Below are 18,610 nucleotides of genomic sequence, written 5' to 3'. Positions count from 1 at the left end.
GCTCAGGCTGAGGGGCTTTTTTTATCAGAAAGTTAAGGCGTAATTCAGACCAAAGGTACGACCCCGGCCCTTATATTCGTACAGCGATGGACTGCCATAGGTAGGGCTGTAAAGCAATGGCGCGCGCTGTCCCCACAGGGTGGTATAATCTTCATCCAACAGGTTTTCAATGCTGAAGGTCAGTTTACCCAGCGGGAGTTGATAGCTGCCGATAAAATCCACGGTGTTGTAGCCATCCAGCTTGTTGCCGCTGGCATCGGTGAGATCAAACGATTGCTGGCTCTGAATCCGCAGCGACCACGGCTCGGGCGCCCAGCCGACCCAGGCGGTAGCTTTAGACGGCGATGCCAGCGTCACATCCCATTTTTCCCATTTCCCATTCTGTTTCACTTCAGATTTCAGGATGTTAAAGTTTGCACCCAAACTCCAGTCGCTGTCAGGAATGAAGTAATCGGCTGCGCCTTCGACGCCGTAAATCCGGCGATCGTCAGGTTCCACGCGGATCGTCATATCGCTACGGTTAACCACAATCGACTTATCGGACGTTGAATAGTACGCCGCGAGTTGGGTGCGCAGATTATCACCGGTATAGCGCCAGCCCAGCTCATACGAGTTGACCTTGATCCCTTCCAGACGCGAATCTGCTACGTTAACACTGCGCTGAAGCTGGTAATGATCGCCCACCAACTGGTAAGTGCCGTTGCCGTAGTATTTTCCCGGATCCGGCAGTTCAACCCCCTGGGAGAAGTTAAACCACGTCTGCTGGCGTTCTGTCAGATGCGCCAACAGACCGGCGTTGAACAAGACGTTGTCGTAATCGGTTTTGCCACCCGGAATGACATCGGCAGAGCTGGCAATGCCATTGGCAATCCCCTGTTGCTGCGCGTAACCCACGAAATTATCAACCCGGTTTTCCGTCCACTGATAGCGCACACCGCCGCTCAGGGTGAAGATGTCGTTAATGTCATAATTGCTTTGCAGGAATGGCGCGAAGTTGGTGATGCTGTAGCCGGGATAACGTCCGGTCGTATAGGCCGTGCGATTGTCCATCCCGCCTGACGGCACAGACCAGGCCAGATCGAAGAACTTCTGGTTGGAGTCGAAGGTTTCATGATCCGCATCGACGCCCCACGTCAGCTCCCAGTTATCCATCAACTGGCTGTTGAGGGTGATTTTAGCGCCGAACTGGTCGGTATCCTGCTGCGAAGCCGAGAAGCTGGTTACCTGACCTTTGCTGAGCGTCGGGAAGGGATAGAACTTCAGCGACTCATCGCGGTAATAGATCTGGCTGACCAGATTCTGGCCGAAGAAGTTCGCGTCGGAATATTGCAGGCTGATCAGATGGCGCTCCGTCCCCGGAATACGGTCTGAGCTGAGTCCGCTGCGGGTGCTGGCGGCGCCGCTACCGGTAACGGCGGACATGTTTTCGCCCAGGTATAGCCCGTAATCTTCATCACCCTGGCTCTTATAGTACTGGGTAACCAACTGTATCTGGCGGTTATCATCGATATCGAGGGTCCCCGTTCCCATCACGTCGAGACGATCGGAGTGTTGCAGACCGGTTTGTGTGTTGTCGAGCATCAGAGCATCACCGTTACCGTCATACCAGCCGCCAAAGCGCTGATAAGCGACGGACAGTCGGCCAGAGGCGCGATCCGTTCCGCCGCTAACTGCCGCGGCAACGCGCTCGTCGTGATCGTTACTGTTGTTAAAACCGGATTTACTGCCCAGTTCAAGCTCCACCTGGCGATCCGACTGGCCCTTTTTGGTAACAATGTTAATTAAACCACCGGTACTGCCGCCGCCATATAATGACGTTGCACCTGAAATGACCTCAATATGTGCGATGTTAAAGGGGTCGATCGCATCCAGTTGGCGGCTGTCGGTTCGCGATGAGTTAAGGCGTACGCCGTCGATCAGCATTACAATCGCGCGACCGCGCATGTTCATGCCGTAGTTGGTACGCCCCTGGCTGCTGACGTCAATGCCCGGGATCAGTTGCGCCAACACGTCTTTGAACTCTTTGCCGCCCTGAACCTGTTGCTCAATCTCCTGGCCCTCAATCACCCAGGTAGTCTGCGCCATTTCGGCGACGGTTTTCTGGCTGCGGTTGGCGCTGACGATGAGGTTTTCTTCTTCTGTTTGCGCCGCAGCAGGGAGGGTCAGGGCTAACAGGATCGGGTTGAGGACCCATAGACGCTTATTCATTCGCATTCCTTTCTGAAAATATCTGTGCAGGTGAAGTGATTTAACCGGTCGTCGCCGGCTGTTACATTGTGAAACAGATAAAAAATCAAATGCGAATATTGCTGATAATAATTGCCATTATCAATATATTTTTACAAAAAGTAGAGTCTAACTCAATGATAGCATTAGTCATTGTGCGGGAATTAAGGTGCAGAAGAACCGGGAAATGAGGTTCCCGGTCAGAGTAAACGATCAGGCCTTGAGCAATTCAGGCCACAGACGCAGGGTGGTGTGGGTGATTTGCATTAGCTTGTCGAAACTGGCCCCTTCGCGGGCGCTGATAGACATGCCTTGCAAAATGCAACTCAGATACTCGGCAAGGTTTTGCACGTTGCAGTGCGTCGGGATCTCACCGCGTTCCTGCCGTTGACGCAGAAATTGCGTCAGAGTCTGCTCCTGCATAGCGTGACGTGATTTCACCGTATGCGCGATGTCGCGTGACGCGGCGGCAAGCGTCGCGGAGGTGTTAATCATAAAGCAACCCGCGGGGGTGTCCTTGCTGGTGAAACAGGTTGCCACTGCGGTGAAGTAATCCTCCAGCGCCGCCTCAACGCTTTTTTCTTCACAGAACAACTGCGCTTCATGTTTTGCCGCGAAGCGGGCGATGTATCTGTCCAGCACCGCGCGGAACAGTCCTTCTTTATTGGTGAATTCCGCATACAGCGTCGGCGCTTTCGCACCCGTCGCTTCAACAAGATCAGATAGCGATGTTGCTTCATAACCGTGCTGCCAGAAGAGTGTCATGGCCTTATCAAGCGCGGCTTCCCTGTCGAACACTTTTGGTCGGCCACGGCTTTTTTTTACACAACTTGTCGATTCAGTTGTCATGGTGCCGCTGTACCTTAATGAGTTTAGTGAACAACCATTATAAAAATAAACCCGCGCAGGCTCCAGCGTATTCGCGAGAAAAATATTGACAGCCTACTTATATGAAAGATAACTGGTTTTTATTTTTTATAGCGATCGTTATAAAAATGTGTTGACGTGTGACCTGGATCACATCTATCATTTATCTATCGATCGTTAAGTAAATGCTTACGACGCCCAATCATCTGCAAAAGGTCACTATTATGAAAAACGTAAAAACCCTCATCGCTGCTGTTGTTCTGAGTTCACTGTCATTCGCAAGCTTCGCAGCTGTTGAAGTTCAGTCAACGCCTGCGGGTCAGCAAAAAGTCGGCACCATCTCAGCAAACGCAGGGACTAACCTGAGTTCACTGCAGGACGAACTGGCGCAGAAAGCGGATGCCATGGGTGCAAAATCATTCCGCATTACTTCTGTGACGGGACCGAATAACCTGCACGGGACCGCAGTAATTTATAAATAAGCATTAACCCCTCATTGATGCCTGCTGCTGCAAAATAACGCGACATAAAAAAGCCCCGCTGAATAATATTCAGCGGGGCTTTTTCATATCCGGAATCATTACATCGACTGCTGATCCACCTCGTGATGGCGTCGGACATCGACCGGCATCCCGGAGCGAACGTCCATCGCATGCTGCATTACCGCCGCGTCCGTCTGCGCGGAATTTTTAAATGATTGCAGAGTCCCGTTCAGAACGATAGGCAGAATCTGCGGGTCATCATCAATATTCTTCGACAGCGGCTGGTGGACTTCGACCAGACGCGTCCCGTCCGGCTCAACCGAGGCTTTGATCGGGGTATTGATGATATTCACTTTAGTGCCCGGCGTGACCTGTCTGAACAACGTCTCAATATCGCCATCACGCAGACGAATACAGCCGGAACTGACGCGCATGCCGATACCGAAATCGGCGTTGGTGCCGTGAAGCAGGTAGACGCCACCATAAGCGGCTAAGCGAATGGCATGGTGTCCCATCGGGTTATCCGGTCCGGCGGGGACAACGGCGGGGAGATCGATCCCTTGTGCTTTATAACGCGCACGAATATTGGCCGTTGGCGTCCATGTAGGATTGGCGCGCTTGTCGGAGACGGTTGTGACCATCGTCGGGGTCAGGGTATCACCGCCCAGTTGGCCAATGCCGATAGGGTAGACGGTGACCGCATTTTTCCCCGGATGGTAGTAGTAGAGACGCAGTTCAGCCAGGTTGATGACAATGCCTTCACGCGGGGCATCCGGCAGCAGCGTCTGCAACGGGATGGTCAGCACGCTGCCCGCGCGGGGAACGTAGGGATCGACACCGGGATTCGCCTGCAACAGGGCGAGAAAACCAACGTTATATTTTTTCGCGATGGCTTCCAGTGAGCCCCCGTTATTTTCGACCACGTGGTATTTATTTTCCCCAACCAGTTTGCTGCCAGGCGGAGGAAGAGGCCAGGTATTCGCCTGCGCCGGAAGCGCAAGCGTAATGCTGGCGGCGAGCGCAAAAAAGGCCAGCCAGCGGGAGAGTCGCATAGTGTTCATTATCATCACAAATCAAAGGGTTATTATGCCAGAACAGACCAAAGATAATTATGGCGGGGTGGTGTGTCTTTAAATGCAAGTGAAGTGCAAAGAGTTGTAAAGATCGCGGAACCTTGCCTGATGGCGGCTTCGCTTATCAGGCCTGGGGCCAGTATCGATTTGTAGGCCGGATAAGGCGAAGCCGCCATCCGGCACCACACGATCATGCTACGGCGTTTTCTTCCAACTGTTGCATAAACTGACGCACCCAGTCCATCCGGGTTTTCCGCTCCGTCAGATCCTGGATGAACTTCAGTCGGGTCGGTCCGTCAAGACGGAAGTGCTGCGGCTGTTTTTGCAGCAGTCCAATCAGCCAGCCCGGATTGACATGGTTCTTCTCGGCAAACTCGATAGTGCCGCCTTTCTCGTTGCCTTCCAGCTTACGGATACCCAGCTTCTGCGCCTGCTGACGCAAGCGGGCGATATCCAGCAGGGTGCGCGCCGGATCGGGCAGCAGACCGAAGCGGTCAATCAGCTCCACTTTGATCTCTTCAAGTTCGTTCTCACTTTTCGCGCTGGCGATGCGCTTGTAGAACGACAAACGGGTGTTCACGTCCGGGATGAAATCGTCCGGCAGCAGCGACGGCATACGCAGCTCGACTTCCGTTTGCTGGCTGGTGAGATCTTCGAGCGACGGCTCACGTCCGGCCTTCAGGGCATCGACGGCGTTTTCCAGCAGCTCCATATACAGCGAGAAGCCGATGGTTTCCATTGAACCGCTCTGTTCTTCCCCGAGCAGTTCCCCCGCGCCGCGGATCTCCAGATCGTGCGTCGCCAGCGCAAAGCCTGCCCCCAGGTCTTCCAGCGAGGCAATCGCCTCCAGACGTTTTTGCGCGTCGGTGGTCATCGCTTTGGGATGTGGCGTCAGCAGCCAGGCATACGCCTGATGGTGTGAACGTCCCACGCGGCCGCGTAACTGGTGTAACTGCGCCAGGCCGAAATGGTCCGCACGCTCAATAATAATCGTGTTGGCAGTCGGGATATCAATGCCGGTTTCGATAATAGTGGTGCAGACCAGCACGTTAAAACGCTGATGGTGGAAGTCGTTCATCACGCGTTCCAGTTCGCGTTCGCGCATCTGCCCGTGACCAATGGCAATTCGCGCTTCCGGCACCAGCTCCGCCAGCCTGTCGGCGGCTTTCTGGATATTCTCGACATCATTGTAAAGGTAATAGACCTGCCCGCCACGCAGCACTTCACGCAGAATCGCCTCGCGTACTACCAGCGCATCGTACTCGCGAACAAAGGTTTTCACCGCCAGACGGCGCGCAGGCGGCGTGGCAATAATCGACAGATCGCGCATGCCGCTCATGGCCATATTCAGCGTACGCGGAATTGGCGTGGCGGTCAGCGTCAGAATGTCCACATCGGCACGCATCGCTTTGATGCGCTCCTTATGACGCACGCCGAAACGGTGCTCTTCATCGACGATCAATAACCCCAGATCTTTTAACTTCACATCGTTTTGCAGCAGTTTGTGCGTGCCGATCAGAATATCAATTTTCCCTTCGGCAACCTGTTCCAGGATCTGCGCCTGCTCTTTGGCGCTACGGAAGCGGGAAAGCATTTCGATGCGCACCGGCCAGTTTGCAAAACGGTCGCGGAAATTATCAAAGTGTTGCTGGGCGAGCAGGGTTGTTGGCACCAGCACTGCCACCTGCTTGTGGTTTTCGACCGCGAGGAACGCGGCACGCATCGCCACTTCGGTTTTGCCAAATCCGACGTCACCGCACACCAGACGGTCCATCGCCAGCGGCTGACACATGTCGCTAAGCACGGCGTTAATCGCCTGCGCCTGGTCGGGTGTGGTTTCAAAGGGGAAACCATCGCAGAACAGTTGATACTGCTCGCGATCGTGTTTGAAGGCGAATCCCTCTTTTGCCGCGCGCTGGGCGTAGATGTCCAGCAGTTCGGCCGCCACGTCGCGCACTTTTTCTGCCGCTTTCTGTCGGGCGCGGGACCAGGCGTCGCCGCCGAGTTTATGCAGCGGCGCGTTCTCTTCTGCGCCTCCGGCGTAACGGCTGATCAGATGCAAAGAGGAGACCGGAACGTACAGTTTGGCGTCATTGGCGTAGGTAAGCATCAGATACTCACCTTTGATCCCGCCGGCTTCCAGCGTGGTCATCCCGGCGTAACGTCCAACGCCATGCTCCAGATGCACCACAGGCTGACCCGGATGTAACTCCGCCAGGTTGCGGATCAGAGTATCCGGGTTAATCGTGCGGCGCGAATCCTGACGACGGCGCGCCACGCGCTCGCCCAGCAGGTCGCTTTCACAAATGAGTGCCAGATTACGCGTCGTATCGATAAACCCGTGTTCGGCGGCGCCAATCATCAGGTAGCGTCCTGTCTCCGTCGCTTCATCCAGCCGCATAATGCGCTTCGGCGCGACTTTGATACGCGCGAGCAATTCACCCAGGGATTCACGTCGGCCTTCACTCTCAACTGAGAAAATCACCGGCCCGTTGAAGGACTCGAGGAATTTACGCAGGGCATCCAGCGGCGATTTTTGCTGCGCCTGAACCGCGAGGTCCGGCAGCGGCCGGAAGCCTAAGTTGCTGTTTGCCGCTTTGGCAGGCAGATGATCGGTTTTGAGCTGTACGCGCGGCCAGCGTTTGAGTTCAGAAAAGAGCTCATCGACGCGCAACCAGAGTGATTCCGGCGGCAGCAGCGGACGCATCGGATCCACGCCACGGTTTTCGAAGCGCGCCAGCGTATCGGCCTGGAAACGCTCGGCGCTGTTTTCTAAATCGCCGGTATTGACCACCAACGTATTTGCCGGGAAATAGCTAAACAGCGGCGGCAGCGGCTCGCTGAAAAACAGCGGCTGCCAGTATTCGATCCCCGCCGGCAACGTGCCTTTGCTGACCTGTTGATAGATATGCTCTGCGTCGCGCTTCACCTCGAAGGTATCGCGCCACTGACTGCGAAACAGTTCGATCGCCGTTTTGTCGGTGGGGAACTCGTGGGCGGGCAGCAGATTGATGGCGTCGACTTCTTCCAGCGTGCGCTGGGTGTCCGCGTCAAACAGGCGCAGACTGTCAATTTCATCGTCGAAGAAATCCAGGCGATAGGGCTGTTCGCTTCCCATGGGGTACAGATCCAGCAGCGCGCCGCGGGTGGCGTATTCGCCATGTTCCATGACCTGATCAACGTGCCGGTAACCGGCGCTGTCGAGCTGTAAACGCAGGGCATCGCGCGATAAACGCTGGCCTTTTTTCATCACCAGCGCATGACCGTGCAGATAGCTGTGCGGGCAGACGCGCTGCATCAGGGTATTGACCGGTACGATCAGCACGCCGCGCTGCATCGACGGCAACTGGTACAGCGTGGAAAGACGTGAGGAGATAATTTCCTGATGCGGGGAGAAACTGTCGTAGGGCAGGGTTTCCCAGTCCGCGAGGCTCATAACCATCTGATCGGTAAACTGACGAATTTCATCATGCAGGCGCAGCGCGTTTTGCATATCGGGTGCCACGAGGACTACAGGACCGGCATGACGTTCGGCAATTTCCGCCACCAGCGTGGCGCAGGCAGCCCCGGTCAGTTCACCCAACAGGCGCTGGTCGCCCGCTTTCACAGGCAGCGTGTAACGTTGTTGTTCAGGCATTCGGTTGTCAGAATCTCTTTTTGGTCGTCGTCTGATAAGCAATGCCCTTTATTATCCGTGATCGCTCCTCATTAGCAAATTGAATCGCCCTCATTAGAGGGCGAAAAGTTTAGCGGGAATAACCAAAGGCTTGCGGGCGAGAAGGGGGAGAGAAGAGGATATCGCCGAACAGGACCTGCGACACTTTACGTACGGCAAGACCTGACAGCGTGCACACCAACAGACTGGCAAACGGATAGACCAGCAACAGGGTCAGTTCCCGTGCAGGGGACCAGACGGCGGCATTGATTTGCGGAATCAACAGCAGGCTGAAGGCCTCGACCAGAATGCGATGCGTGGTATAAATTGCGATAGTATTCGAACCGATCACGTTAAGCAGACTGGATTCACGCATGCCGAAGCGCTGCTCATACTGATAAAATAGCTTCATAATCAGTACAATAGAGACTAACGACAGCAGCAATGAGACGTTAAACAGCCATGCCGCGATAGCCAGCACGAAGACGGCCGCGCAGGGCAGCGCATAACGGCGCAACGGCACCTCTTTAATCCACGCCATCAGCGGGACGCCAAACCAGGCGCCGAGGCTGTAATATGGCAGGTTGCGGATCACGCTGTTCATTCCCCACCACGGCGTGGCAATAAAGTTGATCGTCACGCTCAATACAACAAACAGGGCGAACAGCGGCACGGCCCAGCGGTTGAACACTTTACAGATTACGAAGTAGACAATGAGCGCATACAGGTACCACAGGCTGGTGCTGGCAGTCAGCATGCCGTGAAGGAACTGGCCGACGGAACCGGCGTAAGCGGCGTTGGATGCATTAGTCAGATCACGTTCCGGCGCCAGCCAGCTGTTCAGAGCGCTGAGCGCCAGCCACTGGGCCACGCCCCACAGCGCCAGTACCCAGAAAATACTCCAGATCCGCTTGTTAACGCTCTCTTTCCAGCTCACGCTGTCGATATAGCGGCGAATCAAAAAGCCCGAGATAAAGAAAAATACCGGCATGCGAAACGGGGCGAGATAGAGATTAAAGTAAACCCAGCATTTCGACAGCAGTTCCGAAAGAGGCAACTGGAAGTGGGTCAGATGGGGGTAGAAGGTGATAACTGAGTGATAAATGACGACCAGACAGATACATAACCCTTTGATTTGGTTAATCCAAAGTTCTTTCTTTTTCATCAGGACAGCGTGCTCGCGTTATTCAACATAGCCTGTGATCCTGCGAGGTGGCCCTGGCGCTGTAATGCGTAACATTCTGTTTTTTGCTTTTTTTAAGAAAAGGATCAGGCTCAGAAGGGGGCGACAACATGCGCCTGTTGCGCTGCGGATCCTTTTCATTCGTGTACTGACGAACACTTACGGTTCAGGCGTTTACCCATGCGGCTTTCGCTTATATACTCGTGACTTTGCTAACAGCAACCAGACGGATTTCATGTACCAACCTGTCGCTCTATTCATCGGCCTGCGTTACATGCGCGGGCGTGCAGCAGATCGCTTCGGTCGCTTTGTCTCCTGGCTTTCCACCATTGGCATTACCCTCGGGGTGATGGCGCTGGTCACGGTTTTGTCAGTGATGAACGGCTTTGAACGTGAACTGCAAAATAACATCCTGGGGTTGATGCCTCAGGCCATCCTTTCTGCGGAGCAAGGCTCCCTGAATCCGCAGCAACTGCCCCAAAGCGCCGTAAAGCTGAGCGGTGTCAATCGTATTGCGCCGCTGACAACCGGTGATGTCGTGCTGCAAAGCGCTCGCAGCGTGGCGGTCGGGGTAATGCTGGGTATCGATCCGGCACAAAAAGATCCGCTGACGCCGTATCTGGTCAATGTGAAGCAAACCGATCTTCAGCCAGGCAAGTATAATGTCATCCTCGGCGAGCAGCTTGCAGGCCAGTTGGGGGTCAATCGTGGCGATCAGATCCGCGTGATGGTGCCTTCAGCCAGCCAGTTCACCCCGATGGGACGTTTGCCAAGCCAACGTCTGTTTACCGTGATCGGCACGTTTGCGGCGAACAGCGAAGTCGATGGTTACCAGATGTTGACCAATATTCAGGATGCCTCGCGCCTCATGCGCTACCCGGCCGGAAATATCACCGGCTGGCGTTTGTGGCTGAATGAACCGCTGAAGGTGGACTCGCTCAGTCAACAGACGCTGCCGGAAGGGACAAAATGGCAGGACTGGCGCGAGCGTAAAGGCGAGCTGTTCCAGGCAGTGCGAATGGAAAAGAACATGATGGGGCTGCTGTTGAGCCTGATCGTGGCGGTTGCTGCGTTCAATATTATTACCTCGTTGGGTCTGATGGTGATGGAGAAGCAGGGAGAAGTGGCTATTTTGCAAACGCAGGGGCTGACGCCGCGACAGATCATGATGGTCTTTATGGTGCAGGGGGCCAGCGCCGGGATAATTGGCGCGCTGCTGGGTGCCGTGCTGGGGGCGCTGCTGGCCAGTCAGCTCAATACCCTGATGCCGGTGATCGGTATCCTGCTGGACGGTGCGGCGTTGCCGGTGGCGATTGAGCCGCTGCAGGTCATCGTTATTGCGCTGGTGGCGATGGCCATCGCGCTGCTTTCCACGCTTTATCCTTCCTGGCGCGCTGCCGCCACTCAACCCGCTGAGGCTTTACGTTATGAATAAGATCCTGTTGCAATGCGACAAACTGTGCAAACGCTATCAGGAAGGTTCCGTGCAAACTGACGTGTTGCACGATGTCAGCTTCAGCGTGGGCGAAGGCGAAATGATGGCGATTGTCGGCAGCTCCGGCTCCGGCAAAAGTACGTTGTTGCACCTGCTGGGCGGGCTGGATACCCCGACCTCCGGCGATGTGATTTTTAGCGGTCAGCCGATGAGCAAACTGTCGTCGGCGGCGAAAGCGGAACTGCGTAACCAGAAGCTCGGCTTTATTTATCAGTTCCACCACCTGCTGCCGGACTTCACCGCGCTGGAAAACGTGGCGATGCCGCTGCTGATTGGCAAACACAAACCGACTGAAATTAACGCGCGGGCGCGTGAAATGCTGAAAGCGGTAGGGCTGGATCATCGTGGCAGCCATCGTCCGTCTGAACTGTCTGGCGGTGAACGTCAGCGCGTGGCGATTGCCCGTGCGCTGGTCAACAACCCGCGTCTGGTACTGGCGGATGAACCGACCGGTAATCTGGATGCGCGCAACGCCGACAGCATCTTCCAGCTTCTGGGCGAGTTGAACCGCTCGCAGGGCACCGCGTTTCTGGTCGTCACCCACGATCTGCAACTGGCGAAGCGCATGAGTCGCCAACTGGAAATGCGTGACGGACGCCTGACGGCAGAACTGAGCCTGATGGGGGCGGAGTAATGGCCTCGCCTTTATCGTTATTAATCGGTCTGCGCTTTAGCCGGGGACGGCGGCGCGGCGGTATGGTATCGCTGATTTCGGTGATCTCGACTATCGGTATCGCGCTGGGGGTGGCGGTTCTGATCGTCGGCCTCAGCGCGATGAACGGCTTTGAGCGCGAACTGAACAACCGCATTCTGGCAGTGGTACCGCACGGTGAAATTGAAGCGGTCAATCAGCCGTGGACCAACTGGCGCGAAGCGCTGGAGAAGGTGCAAAAGGTGCCGGGGATCGTCGCCGCGGCACCGTACATTAACTTTACCGGCCTGGTGGAGAGCGGGGCAAATCTGCGCGCTATCCAGGTAAAAGGGGTGGATCCGCAGCAGGAACAGCGTCTGAGCGCACTGCCCTCGTTTGTAGCGAATAACGCCTGGGCCGATTTCAAAGCCGGTGAACAGCAAATTATTATCGGCAAGGGTGTTGCAGATGCGCTTAAGGTGAAGCAGGGGGACTGGGTCTCTATCATGATCCCCAATTCCAATGCCGAACATAAGCTGATGCAGCCAAAACGCGTACGCCTGCACGTTGCCGGTATTCTGCAACTGAGTGGTCAACTGGATCACAGCTTCGCGATGATCCCGATGGCCGATGCACAGCAGTATCTGGAGATGAATAACACGGTTTCCGGGATTGCGCTGAAGGTCAATGACGTCTTCAACGCCAACAAACTGGTGCGTGACGCAGGAGAAGTGACCAACAGCTATGTCTATATCAAGAGCTGGATTGGCACCTACGGCTATATGTACCGCGATATCCAGATGATCCGCGCCATTATGTATCTGGCGATGGTGCTGGTGATCGGCGTCGCCTGTTTTAACATAGTCTCAACATTAGTGATGGCGGTAAAAGACAAGAGTGGCGATATTGCGGTATTAAGAACGCTGGGGGCGAAAGATGGCCTGATCCGCGCCATTTTTGTCTGGTACGGCCTGTTGGCGGGACTGTTAGGCAGCCTGATCGGCGTGGTCATCGGCGTGGTGGTTTCATTGCAGTTGACGCCGATCATTAACGGTATCGAAACGCTGATCGGCCATCAGTTCCTCTCCGGGGATATTTATTTTATCGACTTCCTGCCATCCGAGTTGCACTGGCTGGATGTGATTTACGTGCTGGTGACGGCACTGTTGCTGAGCCTGTTGGCAAGTTGGTATCCGGCGCGCCGCGCCAGTAACATCGATCCTGCAAGGGTACTCAGCGGCCAGTAAACATAATTGCGTGAGAGACAAGGAGCGGCAATGTATTACGGGTTTGATATTGGTGGGACAAAAATTGCGTTAGGCGTCTTTGATAACGAGCGGAAATTACAATGGGAAAAGCGTGTTCCCACGCCGCGTGACAGCTATGACGCTTTTTTAGAGGCCGTTTGCGGGTTGGTGGTGGAAGCCGACCAGCGATTTGGCGTGAAAGGTTCGGTGGGCATTGGCATTCCTGGAATGCCGGAAACCGAAAATGGCACGCTGTACGCCGCGAATGTCCCTGCTGCCAGCGGCAAACCCCTGCGTGCCGATCTCAGCGCACGGCTTGACCGCGACGTACGCCTCGACAACGATGCAAACTGTTTTGCCCTCTCTGAAGCCTGGGATGACGAATTCACCCGCTATCCGCTGGTGATGGGCCTGATCCTGGGCACTGGCGTAGGGGGCGGTTTGATCCTCAACGGAAAACCGATCACCGGGCGCAGTTACATTACCGGCGAGTTTGGTCATATGCGTCTGCCAGTCGACGCGCTCACCCTGATGGGTCTCGATTTTCCGCTGCGCCGCTGTGGCTGCGGGCAACTCGGCTGTATTGAAAATTATCTGTCCGGGCGGGGATTTGCCTGGTTATATCAGCATTACTATCATCAACCGTTGCAGGCGCCTGAAATCATTTCACTGTGGGAGCAGGGTGATGAACAGGCGCGGGCGCACGTTGAGCGTTATCTGGATTTGCTGGCGGTGTGTCTGGGGAATATCCTGACCATTGTCGATCCGGATCTGGTTGTTATCGGGGGCGGATTGTCGAACTTTACGGCGATCACTACCGATCTGGCGGACAGATTACCGCGTCATCTGCTTCCCGTGGCTCGTGTTCCCCGCATTGAGCGAGCACGACATGGTGATGCCGGTGGGATGCGCGGTGCCGCATTTTTACATCTTACCGATTAATCAAAAGAGGTTGCTATGCTGTCGCGTCGGGGTCATCGGTTAAGTCGATTTCGGAAAAACAAACGCCATCTGCGCGAGCGCCTTCGTCAACGGATCTTTTTCAGAGACAGAGTGGTACCGGAAGTGATGGAAAAACCAAGAGTTTTGGTGCTTACAGGGGCAGGGATCTCCGCGGAATCCGGTATTCGTACCTTTCGCGCAGCAGATGGACTGTGGGAAGAGCACCGTGTTGAAGATGTGGCGACACCGGAAGGCTTCGCCCGTAATCCCGCGTTAGTGCAATCTTTTTATAATGCCCGCCGTCGGCAATTGCAGCAGCCTGAAATCCAGCCTAACCCGGCGCATATCGCGCTGGCAAAGCTGGAAGAGGCGCTGGGCGACCGCTTTCTGCTGGTGACTCAGAATATCGATAACCTGCATGAGCGGGCAGGCAATCAAAATATCATCCATATGCATGGCGAGCTGTTGAAAGTGCACTGCTCGCAGAGCGGGCAAATCTTCGAATGGACGGGCGATGTGACGCCAGAAGATAAATGTCACTGTTGCCAGTTTCCTGCGCCGCTGCGTCCGCACGTGGTGTGGTTTGGTGAGATGCCACTCGGCATGGATGAGATCTACATGGCGCTGGCGATGGCGGATGTTTTTATCGCCATTGGCACCTCCGGACACGTCTATCCGGCGGCAGGCTTTGTTCATGAGGCGAAGCTGCATGGCGCTCATACGGTTGAGCTGAATCTGGAACCAAGCCAGGTCGGCAGCGAGTTTGAAGAGAAGTATTACGGTCCTGCAAGCCAGGTAGTGCCTGCGTTTGTGGAGAAGTTATTGAAAGGACTGTGACGTGGATGGGTGCCGGGTGAAGGCGCCTTACCCGACCTACGGAGAACGGCTGGTAGGCCGGATGAGCGCAGCGTCATCCGGCTGAGTACTGAATTAGCGTCCTGCTTTCAGCTTCTGGTAATACTCTTCGTAGATCGCACTGGCTGCGCCAACGTCGTTCTGCCATTCGCCTTTGCTGATGGTTTCCGCATCGGGGTAAAGCGATTTGTCGTTGGCGACTTCCGGGCTTAACAGCTTACGCGCTGCCAGGTTTGGCGTAGGGTAGCCGATGGTTTCCGCCACTTCTTTCGCCACATCCGGGCGCAGCAGGAAGTTAATCAGCTTCAGCGCACCTTCTTTGTTTTTAGCATTTGCCGGAATTGAAAGACTGTCCATCCAGAAGATCCCGCCTTCTTTCGGCCAGACCACCTCCAGCGGCGTACCTGCCTGGCGTGCGACGAAGGCGGAGCCGTTCCACACCATTCCCAGGTTCACTTCACCTTCCATATACGGGTTTGCCGGGTTGTCGGAGTTAAACGCGGCGACGTTAGGCATCAGTTTTTTCAGCTCGTTATAGGCCGCTTCAATCTCTTTAGGATCGGTGGTATTTCCGGAATAGCCCAGTTTACGCAGCGCCATCTGGAACACTTCACGCGCGTCGTCGGTTAACAGCAGACTGCCTTTGTACTCGGGTTTCCACAGATCGGCCCAGCTTGTGACCGTTTTCGGGTCGATGCTGTCGCTGTTCACGCCAATAGCTGTCGCGCCCCAGATATACGGAATAGAGTAGTCGTTGTTAGGGTCAAACGGTTTGTTGAGCATCTCAGGATCGAGATTGTTAAAGTTGGTCAACGTTGACTTGTCGATCTTCTGGATCATGCCCTCTTTACGCATTTTATCGACGTAATAGGTGGAAGGCACCACCAGGTCGTATGCACCGTCTTTATAGGTTTTCAGCTTGGCATACATGGTTTCATTCGACTCATAGGTCGAATAGATCACCTTAATGCCGGTCTCTTTGGTGAACTGTTCCAGTAATCCTGGCGGAACGTACTCGGTCCAGTTATAGAAATAGAGTGTTTTACTGTCGTCCGCGTGCGCAGCGCTCATTCCCATTGCGAGAGCGCCTGCCGCGAGCAGGTGGCGTGACCATTTTTTCATTTTAACGTCCCCTGAACTTTCGTTTTATCACGAGCAATAAGTTGGCTGGCGATCACCAGAACCAGCGATAACACCAACAGGATAGTCGCCAGCGCATTCACCTCTGGTGAAACGCCGACTTTCACCATTGAGTAGATCTTCAACGGTAGAATTTCGTAGCCAGGCCCGGTGACGAACGACGAAACCACCACATCATCCATCGACAGGGTAAAGCTCAACAGCCAGCCTGCGGCGACTGCCGGCATGGCCAGCGGCAGAATGATTTTGCGCAGGATAGTGATTTCGCTGGCCCCCAGATCTTTTGCCGCTTCCAGCATCCGCACGTCAAACCCTTTCAGCCGCGAATAGACGGTCACGACCACAAAAGGCAGGCAGAAAGTGATATGTGAGAACAGTAGCGACCAGAAGCCCAATTGGATCCCTAATAGCATAAACAGCACCAGCAGTGAAATCGCCATCACGATATCCGGCGACATCATCACCACAAACAGCATCCCGCTGACGAACGGCTTGCCGCGAAAACGGTAGCGGTACAGCGCCACGGCCGTTAATGAACCGATAGCGGTGGCGAACGTTGCGGAAAAAATAGCCATCGTCAGCGAATGTTGCGCCGCCTGCAACAGGCTGTCGTTGTTCATCAGCAGGCCATACCATTTGGTGCTAAAACCCTGCCAGTTGATGCCAAAACGTGAGCTGTTAAAGGAGTTCACAATCAAAATAATGATGGGAATATACAGGTATGCGTAGATAGCGGTCATAAAACCGCCGCGCAGCAGTCGACCGATCATTCGAGTTCTCCCTTTTTGTTAAGCAAACGGGAGGCGCGCCAGTAAATCAGCAGCATCAGGCCCATCACAATCGTCAGCGTAATGCTGGTGGCGGCACCAAACGGCCAGTCACGGATATTGAGGAACTGCACTTTGATCACATTACCGATCAGCAGGTTCTTCGCACCGCCCATCAGATCGGAGACGTAGAACAGCCCCATCGCGGGCAGCATGACCAGCAGGCAACCGGCAATGATCCCAGGCATGGTCAGTGGAATGATGATCCGAATAAAGGTCTGCAGCTTGCTGGCCCCCAGATCTTTTGCCGCTTCCAGTAACGGCCTGTCGAGTTTCTCAATGCTGGAATACAGTGGCATCACCATAAACGGCAGCAGGATATACACCAGACCGATAATAACCGCGCTCGGGGTAAACATGATGCGCATCGGCGTATCGATCACGCCCAACCAGAGTAGAAACTCGTTCAGATAACCCCTGGTGCTGAGGAAGATTTTCAGACCATAGATGCGGATCAGCGAGTTGGTCCAGAAGGGAACAATCAGCAAAAACAGCAGCAGCGGACGGATTTTCTCTGGCAGTCGCGCCAGAAACCAGGCAAAAGGATAACCGAGCACGAGGCAGGCGAAGGTGGCAATCAGCGCCATATTCAGCGAGTGCAGCAGCACGTCAAAATAGAGCGGATCGAGCAGACGCGTGTAGTTGTCCAGCGTAAAGACCATCTTGACGAAGCTGGCATCGTCGCGGGTCAAAAAGCTGGTGCCAATGATCATCAGGTTGGGCAGAAAGACAAACAACACAAGCCAACCGACGATAGTGACAATCACCACATTCTGGAATTTACTTGTGTTCTTCATCAGCCAGTACGACCTCCCAGCTTTCTACCCAGTTAATGGCCATTTTCTGGTCCAGAGAGTGGTCAAAGTCCGGATCGTCTTCGTTGAAGAACTCACTGACCATCACCATTTTGCCATTTTCCAGTTCAACCACCGACTCCAGCGTCATGCCTTTATAGTTGCGTTCACGGACATAGCCGATCAGGCCGTCAATGTGATTGTCGTCGTTGATTTCATCCACGCGCAGATCTTCCGGGCGTAGCAGAACGTGCAGTTTCTGCCCTGGCTCAACGGCGAAGTTGACGTAGATATTACATTCACGGCCTTCCACGTTAGCACGAACGCGCTGTTCGTCGAGACGCTCGATCACCGTGGCATTAAACATGTTGATCTCGCCAATGAATCCGGCGACGAACAGATTTTTCGGCTCTTCGTAAATTTCACGCGGCGTGCCGTCCTGTTCAATGCGCCCATCGCGCATAACGACGATGCGATCGGACATCGTCAGGGCTTCTTCCTGATCGTGCGTCACGAACACGAACGTGATGCCGAGCTTACGCTGCAAGGCTTTCAGTTCGTTCTGCATTTGTTTTCGCAGCTTATAGTCCAGCGCCGAGAGGGATTCATCCAGCAGCAGCAAACGCGGTTTATTGACTACCGCACGGGCGATCGCCACGCGCTGCTGTTGCCCACCTGAGAGTTGATGCGGCTTGCGCTGGGCAAACTCTTCCAGTTGCACCATTCGCAGCGCTTCCAGTACGCGCGGAGTGATGTCGGCGGCGGGAGTCTTTTGCATGCGTAAACCAAACGCCACATTTTCAAAAACGGTCATGTGGGGGAATAACGCATAGCTTTGAAAGACGGTATTCACATAGCGGTTTTCCGCCGGTACGTGAGTGATATCCTCGTTATCGAGCATGATGTGCCCGGAATCTACGGTTTCCAGACCGGCAATGAGTCGCAAAACGGTTGTTTTACCGCAGCCAGAAGGGCCAAGCAGCGTGAGGAACTCGCCATTATTGATTGTCAAATCCAGTTGGGAAATGACCTCTTTTCCATCGAAGCTTTTGCTGATACCTGACAAAAGAACCAGCGGTGAAAGCGAACGCGGTTGTTTATTCAATTTTTTACTCTGTCCCATGTAGACGCAACGGATGGCTGACCGATGCGGGGTTTGTGGTTGACCACCTTGGTGACTCTTAATGAGGGCC

At 54.6% G+C, this 18,610-nt stretch carries 15 protein-coding genes; 6 read left to right on the top strand and 9 right to left on the bottom strand.

What is annotated here, in order from left to right; all coding sequences use genetic code 11:
• Positions 1-24: 24 nt before the first annotated feature.
• Together KE671_RS05730 and comR are read right to left on the bottom strand one after the other, a co-directional pair.
• A complete protein-coding gene (locus KE671_RS05730) occupies positions 25-2,208 on the bottom strand; it encodes a TonB-dependent siderophore receptor (protein WP_206162117.1) in 2,184 nt (727 codons plus the stop codon).
• 231 nt (positions 2,209-2,439) lie between these two features.
• On the bottom strand, positions 2,440-3,075 hold the full coding sequence (gene comR / locus KE671_RS05725) for a TetR/AcrR family transcriptional regulator (protein ID WP_206162116.1): 636 nt from the start codon (positions 3,073-3,075) through the stop codon (positions 2,440-2,442).
• Between the two features lie 242 nt (positions 3,076-3,317).
• Between comR and bhsA the strand changes: the two genes are divergently transcribed.
• Complete coding sequence (gene bhsA / locus KE671_RS05720) at positions 3,318-3,575, top strand: multiple stress resistance protein BhsA (protein WP_206162115.1); 258 nt, start codon at positions 3,318-3,320, stop codon at positions 3,573-3,575.
• A 98-nt stretch (positions 3,576-3,673) separates the two neighbouring features.
• Here bhsA and ldtC read toward each other — a convergent pair whose 3' ends face one another.
• The 3 genes from ldtC to KE671_RS05705 form a co-directional block, all read right to left on the bottom strand.
• On the bottom strand, positions 3,674-4,639 hold the full coding sequence (ldtC, locus tag KE671_RS05715; RefSeq protein WP_206162764.1) for a L,D-transpeptidase LdtC: 966 nt from the start codon (positions 4,637-4,639) through the stop codon (positions 3,674-3,676).
• A gap of 199 nt (positions 4,640-4,838) precedes the next feature.
• Positions 4,839-8,285, bottom strand: a complete 3,447-nt coding sequence (gene mfd, locus KE671_RS05710; protein WP_206162114.1) for a transcription-repair coupling factor — start codon at positions 8,283-8,285, stop codon at positions 4,839-4,841.
• A gap of 109 nt (positions 8,286-8,394) precedes the next feature.
• Complete coding sequence (locus KE671_RS05705) at positions 8,395-9,468, bottom strand: acyltransferase family protein (protein ID WP_206162113.1); 1,074 nt, start codon at positions 9,466-9,468, stop codon at positions 8,395-8,397.
• A gap of 253 nt (positions 9,469-9,721) precedes the next feature.
• On the opposite strand from KE671_RS05705, the gene lolC reads away from it, so the two are divergent.
• The 5 genes from lolC to cobB are packed head-to-tail and all read left to right on the top strand — an operon-like array spanning position 9,722 to position 14,638.
• The gene (gene lolC / locus KE671_RS05700; RefSeq protein ID WP_206162112.1) at positions 9,722-10,921 is read left to right on the top strand and encodes a lipoprotein-releasing ABC transporter permease subunit LolC; all 1,200 of its coding nucleotides are present in this window, start codon (positions 9,722-9,724) and stop codon (positions 10,919-10,921) included.
• Positions 10,914-11,615: a lipoprotein-releasing ABC transporter ATP-binding protein LolD gene (lolD, locus tag KE671_RS05695; protein ID WP_206162111.1), complete on the top strand. Its 702-nt coding sequence runs from the start codon at positions 10,914-10,916 to the stop codon at positions 11,613-11,615. Before lolC ends, lolD begins: the two co-directional genes overlap by 8 nt.
• Positions 11,615-12,859, top strand: a complete 1,245-nt coding sequence (gene lolE, locus KE671_RS05690) for a lipoprotein-releasing ABC transporter permease subunit LolE (protein WP_206162110.1) — start codon at positions 11,615-11,617, stop codon at positions 12,857-12,859. The genes lolD and lolE overlap by 1 nt, the downstream gene beginning before the upstream one ends.
• A 30-nt stretch (positions 12,860-12,889) precedes the next feature.
• Positions 12,890-13,801: an N-acetylglucosamine kinase gene (gene nagK, locus KE671_RS05685; RefSeq protein WP_206162109.1), complete on the top strand. Its 912-nt coding sequence runs from the start codon at positions 12,890-12,892 to the stop codon at positions 13,799-13,801.
• Between the two features lie 15 nt (positions 13,802-13,816).
• A complete protein-coding gene (cobB, locus tag KE671_RS05680) occupies positions 13,817-14,638 on the top strand; it encodes a Sir2 family NAD+-dependent deacetylase (protein WP_206162108.1) in 822 nt (273 codons plus the stop codon).
• Between the two features lie 93 nt (positions 14,639-14,731).
• On the opposite strand, the gene potD is transcribed toward cobB, so the two are convergent.
• The 4 genes from potD to potA are packed head-to-tail and all read right to left on the bottom strand — an operon-like array spanning position 14,732 to position 18,540.
• Positions 14,732-15,778, bottom strand: coding sequence for a spermidine/putrescine ABC transporter substrate-binding protein PotD (potD, locus tag KE671_RS05675; protein ID WP_206162107.1), 1,047 nt, complete (start codon positions 15,776-15,778; stop codon positions 14,732-14,734).
• Positions 15,775-16,566 (bottom strand): spermidine/putrescine ABC transporter permease PotC, encoded by a 792-nt coding sequence (gene potC, locus KE671_RS05670; protein ID WP_206162106.1) that lies wholly within the window; start codon positions 16,564-16,566, stop codon positions 15,775-15,777. Before potC ends, potD begins: the two co-directional genes overlap by 4 nt.
• Entirely contained in the window at positions 16,563-17,420 is an 858-nt protein-coding gene (gene potB, locus KE671_RS05665) for a spermidine/putrescine ABC transporter permease PotB (protein ID WP_206162105.1), read from the bottom strand. Before potB ends, potC begins: the two co-directional genes overlap by 4 nt.
• Positions 17,404-18,540 carry a spermidine/putrescine ABC transporter ATP-binding protein PotA gene (gene potA / locus KE671_RS05660; protein WP_206162104.1) on the bottom strand — a complete coding sequence of 379 codons (1,137 nt, stop codon included), beginning with the start codon at positions 18,538-18,540 and terminating at the stop codon, positions 17,404-17,406. The genes potB and potA overlap by 17 nt, the downstream gene beginning before the upstream one ends.
• Between the last annotated feature and the right edge of the window lie 70 nt (positions 18,541-18,610).

This window comes from Citrobacter amalonaticus (genome assembly GCF_018252635.1).
In the GTDB taxonomy this organism is placed as follows: Bacteria; Pseudomonadota; Gammaproteobacteria; order Enterobacterales; family Enterobacteriaceae; genus Citrobacter_A; species Citrobacter_A amalonaticus_E.
Note: the sequence above shows the minus strand (reverse complement) of the source record. Positions and strands in the feature narration are given on the sequence as shown.

What these genes read in the sequence shown, in the direction of transcription:
- KE671_RS05730 (WP_206162117.1), bottom strand. Translation starts at nt 2,208, where the DNA reads ATGAATAAGCGTCTATGGGTCCTCAACCCGATCCTGTTAGCCCTGACC.
- comR (WP_206162116.1), bottom strand. Translation starts at nt 3,075, where the DNA reads ATGACAACTGAATCGACAAGTTGTGTAAAAAAAAGCCGTGGCCGACCA.
- bhsA (WP_206162115.1), top strand. Translation starts at nt 3,318, where the DNA reads ATGAAAAACGTAAAAACCCTCATCGCTGCTGTTGTTCTGAGTTCACTG.
- mfd (WP_206162114.1), bottom strand. Translation starts at nt 8,285, where the DNA reads ATGCCTGAACAACAACGTTACACGCTGCCTGTGAAAGCGGGCGACCAG.
- KE671_RS05705 (WP_206162113.1), bottom strand. Translation starts at nt 9,468, where the DNA reads ATGAAAAAGAAAGAACTTTGGATTAACCAAATCAAAGGGTTATGTATC.
- lolC (WP_206162112.1), top strand. Translation starts at nt 9,722, where the DNA reads ATGTACCAACCTGTCGCTCTATTCATCGGCCTGCGTTACATGCGCGGG.
- lolD (WP_206162111.1), top strand. Translation starts at nt 10,914, where the DNA reads ATGAATAAGATCCTGTTGCAATGCGACAAACTGTGCAAACGCTATCAG.
- lolE (WP_206162110.1), top strand. Translation starts at nt 11,615, where the DNA reads ATGGCCTCGCCTTTATCGTTATTAATCGGTCTGCGCTTTAGCCGGGGA.
- nagK (WP_206162109.1), top strand. Translation starts at nt 12,890, where the DNA reads ATGTATTACGGGTTTGATATTGGTGGGACAAAAATTGCGTTAGGCGTC.
- cobB (WP_206162108.1), top strand. Translation starts at nt 13,817, where the DNA reads ATGCTGTCGCGTCGGGGTCATCGGTTAAGTCGATTTCGGAAAAACAAA.
- potD (WP_206162107.1), bottom strand. Translation starts at nt 15,778, where the DNA reads ATGAAAAAATGGTCACGCCACCTGCTCGCGGCAGGCGCTCTCGCAATG.
- potC (WP_206162106.1), bottom strand. Translation starts at nt 16,566, where the DNA reads ATGATCGGTCGACTGCTGCGCGGCGGTTTTATGACCGCTATCTACGCA.
- potB (WP_206162105.1), bottom strand. Translation starts at nt 17,420, where the DNA reads ATGAAGAACACAAGTAAATTCCAGAATGTGGTGATTGTCACTATCGTC.
- potA (WP_206162104.1), bottom strand. Translation starts at nt 18,540, where the DNA reads ATGGGACAGAGTAAAAAATTGAATAAACAACCGCGTTCGCTTTCACCG.